This is a genomic window from Streptomyces glaucescens (genome assembly GCF_002154375.1).
Classification (GTDB): Bacteria; Actinomycetota; Actinomycetes; order Streptomycetales; family Streptomycetaceae; genus Streptomyces; species Streptomyces glaucescens.
This window is the reverse complement of sequence record NZ_MUND01000468.1, coordinates 1-3,667: the sequence shown is the minus strand read 5'-3', so window position 1 is coordinate 3,667 and position 3,667 is coordinate 1. Positions and strand designations below refer to the sequence as shown.

The following is a 3,667-nucleotide window of genomic DNA, read 5'->3' as shown; positions in this document are numbered from 1 at the left end:
CCCTCGCCCTGCTCCTCTTCCCCCCGCCCGCCCTCGGCTCCTACAGCGCGGAGCGGGAGGCGGAACAGCGGCTGGCCCAGGGCATGGGCACCTTCCCGAAGCTCCCGTCGGACCCGGTCCTGGACCTGACCCTCGCCGAGTTCAGCTCCCGCGCGGTCTACGACACCGAACGCTCACTTCAGGGCCGCACGGTCCGCCTCACCGGCTTCGTGACCCAGGACGACGGCACCTGGTACGTCACCCGCCTCGCCGTCGCCTGCTGCGCCGCGGACGCGACGGTCAGCAGGGTGGAGATCCGGGGCACGTCCGAGGCCCCGCCGACGGACACGTGGGTCACGGTGACGGGCACGTGGCGGCCGGGCGGTACCGTCCTCGACGCGCGGAGCGTGAGAACGGTACGGCAACCGGCGAACCCCTACGAGAAACGAACGTGAGCGACGAAGGCGGCGAACGCCTCCGGCGCGACCGTGAGGACTCCGGCTTCGGCGTTCTTGGAGTCACGGACGGCTATGTGGGGGGTGAGGTCGGCGACCTCGACGCAATCACCGCCGGTGTTTCCGCTGTACGACGACTTACGCCACCGCGCGTTGATCAGTTCCTGGCTCGTCCCCATAGCGCTCCTCCATCACCCCCGCGATCAGTGCCGCCGAGTCCTCTGTGGAGAGGGCGGCAGCCTGCAAGGAAGCGTAACGGAGCGCCGCCTCCCTGACTGTGATCTGGTCAGCCGTCATATGGCCGGAGATCACGTCTTCGGTGTAGACGATGTCAGGGTGATCCGAGAAGCGCAGCACATTGAACGAGCCGGCGAGACTGGCGTGTTCACCAGCCGAGAAGGGCAGCACCTGAATCCGCAGCCAGCGATGCCGCTGGAGCGCCAGCAGGTGCTCCAGCTGCTCACGCATGATCTCCCGGCCGCCGATGGGGCGGTGCAGCGTCGCCTCGTCCAACACCACCAGTGTGATCGGCGGTTGCTTCCGGTCCAGGATGCGCTGTCGTTCCATACGAGCAGCCACCAGCTGATCGAGCCCCTCCTGCACACCCGTCGCCAGCAACGCCCGCGCGTACCCCTCCGTCTGCAGTAGCCCGTACATCAACTGAGCCTGGTACGTGGAGATGTACGTCGCCTGCGCCTCCATCTCGGCGTAGGGCTGGAACCACGACGGCAGTTGGCTGCGCAGCACCAACCCGACGAGTCGCGAGAAGAACCCGTCCGTGCCCAGTGCCACGTCCAGGCGCTCGGACAGGTCCCGCTGGGGAACCTTCCTCGCTGTCTCGATCTGGCCGATCAGCGAGCCCGTGCAGAACACGACGTTCGCCAATTCCCTCTGCGTGAGGCCTGCTTCCTCTCTCTTCCTCCGCAATTCGAAGCCGTAGTAGTCGAGCGGGGACGCGCTGGAGTCGAGCTCACGGATGTGGACCATGTTGCCGAGCGTAATCAGACTGTCGCGCAGAGCAGAAGGCCGACAGAGAACGGATCGAGCCGTCCCGTGACGGAAACCATGACAAAGCAGCCCCATCAAACTCCCAAACCCCACTTACGGTGGAACCTCACATCTCGCTGGACCCGGTCCCCGGATAGTCCGTGCGCTCCCGCGCGGGCTGGTGGCGCATCGCGTCCTCGCGGCCGGACCGGTAGGCGGAGGCACCGCCGCGGGCCTGCTGGGTCTCGCGCTCGGCGGTGCTCAGCCACCGCTCCCAGCGCTGCCGCATCGGCATGATCATGCCGCCGCCGACGCCCACGACGAGGATGCCCGCGGCGGTGGCGAGGGCGGCGTAGAGGACGGGCTGGGTGACGGCCGTGGCGATGCCGGCCTGCCCGAGTGCGGCGATCACGCCGAGGGCGACGATGCCCGCCCAGACCATGGTGCCCACGGTGCGGCCGTACGACGTGCCGGAGAGGGCGCTCGTGACGAGGGAGCGGACCGCGTTGGCGATGGCCATGGCGACCACGACGAGGACGACGGCGACGAGGGCGCGCGGCAGCCAGGCGACGATGGCGTCGATCATGCGGCTGACGGGGGTGGTGCCGAAGACCCCCAGGGCGAGCTGGACGGTGATCAGCAGCAGGGCGTAGTAGACGACGCGGCACACGATGGCCGTCAGGTCGTATTCCGAGTCGCTGAGATAGCGGGCCGTGCCCGCGCGCTCGGCGAGGCGTTCGGAGCCCGTCCTGCGCAGGACGCGGTCCAGGACGCGGGCGATCATCTTCGAGATGACCCAGCCGATCGCCAGGATCACCAGGAAGCCGATGAGCCTCGGCACGAAGGTGACGATCCGGGACCAGGCGTCATCGAGGCCTTCGGTCCACTCCACGGACAGGGTGGTGAGGGTGGTGGCCATGTTCACTTCCTTCGGTCGTGACGGCCCCTCCTCCGTGGATAAGCCACCCTGACCCGTTCGGCCCTCCCGGTGCCGCCATCCGGGTGACGCCCCGGCGCCTCAGCCCTGGGCGGTCTGCGGCTCCAGTCGTCGCAGCCGGCGCCGGACGTGTTCCAGGGCCCCCGCCCGGCGGCCCGGCACCTGCGCGCGCAGGCCGACCAGGGCCGTGCCCAGTTCGCGGGCGGCGGCCGGCGCGGTGACCTCGCTCCACTGGTGGTGGGCCCGGTCGACGGCCGCTTCGACGGCGGGTGCGTCGGCGGGCTGCCCGGCGGCCAGCCGGGCCGCGGCGATCGCGAGCCAGGTGCGGCAGCTGCGGGCCGGGTCCCCGGCGAACATGGCCAGGTCGGCGCGGACCTCCGCCCAGTGCAGGGCCTCCTCCGAGCCGGGCCCGTGGTCCCGTACGGCGGCCTGCTCCCACTGGGCGGCGAGGGCGTCGGCGTGGCTGTGGCGGCCCGCCCGGACGGCGTCGGTGATCGCGGCGTGCGGGTCGTTCGGTGTCGAAGGGGGCGCCGCGGCGAGGACGAGGTGGCCGGCCGTCTCCTCGGTGCGGGTCAGGGCCAGTTCGTGCAACTGGCCGAGCGGGGGGCGGTGGCCGCTGCGCAGTATGGTCGCGAGCGCCTTCATGTAGGTGGGCGCGGCGGGGGTGCCGCGGCGGCCCGGCGGAGGCGCGATCCGGCCGTAGACGGCGGTGGTGCGGCCGGTGTCCAGAGGGGTCGTGCGCAGCAGCTCCCAGGTGTCGGCGTCGGTGTGCAGGTCGAGGAAGAGGGTGGTGGTGCCGGGGGCGCGCAGGCGCAGCTCCTCGCGGAACCAGTGCCAGGGGAAGGCGGTGTAGCGGACCGTGGCCGGGGTGGTGCGGGCCAGGGCCAGGTGGGGCAGGCGCTGGCGTCTGTCCAGCTGGAGCTGGCCGGTGACGTACACGGTGAGCGGGCCGGGGGCGGCGGACGCGGCGCGCAGCCGGGTGAGGACGGCCTGGGGTTCCACGGGGTCGGCGAGTTCGACGACGTTCGCGGTGTCGGTGCCGGCCAGCACGGCGGGGTCGACGGCCGCGAGCACCGGAAGTACGGATGCGGCGTCCACCAGCCTGCCCCTGCCCACGGGCGCGGCGGCGAGCATCAGCACGGTTCCGGGCATCGGTCCCCCTGTCGTTTCCGTACGCGCACTGTCGATCACGTACGCAAAGCACCGTAACCGGTGGCCGGGGGGCCGCGCGGGCCGCTCTCAAAGCCCGCCGCCGTCGGCCCGCCGGACCGCGAACATCGTCGTGTCGTCCTCGAGGCGCCCGCGGCTG

At 71.4% G+C, this 3,667-nt stretch carries 5 protein-coding genes; 1 reads left to right on the top strand and 4 read right to left on the bottom strand.

Annotated features, from left to right (window positions below; translation table 11 throughout):
- The coding region (locus CCN42_RS28185; RefSeq protein WP_086739821.1) for a TIGR03943 family putative permease subunit at positions 1 to 434 on the top strand (434 nt) is incomplete at its 5' end.
- Here the strand turns inward: CCN42_RS28185 and CCN42_RS28180 are convergent.
- The 4 genes from CCN42_RS28180 to CCN42_RS28165 form a co-directional block, all read right to left on the bottom strand.
- Entirely contained in the window at positions 416 to 613 is a 198-nt protein-coding gene (locus tag CCN42_RS28180) for a DUF397 domain-containing protein (RefSeq protein WP_086739819.1), read from the bottom strand. The two genes, CCN42_RS28185 and CCN42_RS28180, sit on opposite strands and share 19 nt — an antisense overlap.
- Complete coding sequence (locus CCN42_RS28175) at positions 573 to 1,421, bottom strand: helix-turn-helix domain-containing protein (RefSeq protein WP_086739817.1); 849 nt, start codon at positions 1,419 to 1,421, stop codon at positions 573 to 575. The genes CCN42_RS28180 and CCN42_RS28175 overlap by 41 nt, the downstream gene beginning before the upstream one ends.
- Before the next feature lie 127 nt (positions 1,422 to 1,548).
- On the bottom strand, positions 1,549 to 2,340 hold the full coding sequence (locus CCN42_RS28170) for a mechanosensitive ion channel family protein (protein WP_086739815.1): 792 nt from the start codon (positions 2,338 to 2,340) through the stop codon (positions 1,549 to 1,551).
- Between the two features lie 99 nt (positions 2,341 to 2,439).
- Positions 2,440 to 3,510 carry a hypothetical protein gene (locus CCN42_RS28165; protein WP_086739813.1) on the bottom strand — a complete coding sequence of 357 codons (1,071 nt, stop codon included), beginning with the start codon at positions 3,508 to 3,510 and terminating at the stop codon, positions 2,440 to 2,442.
- Between the last annotated feature and the right edge of the window lie 157 nt (positions 3,511 to 3,667).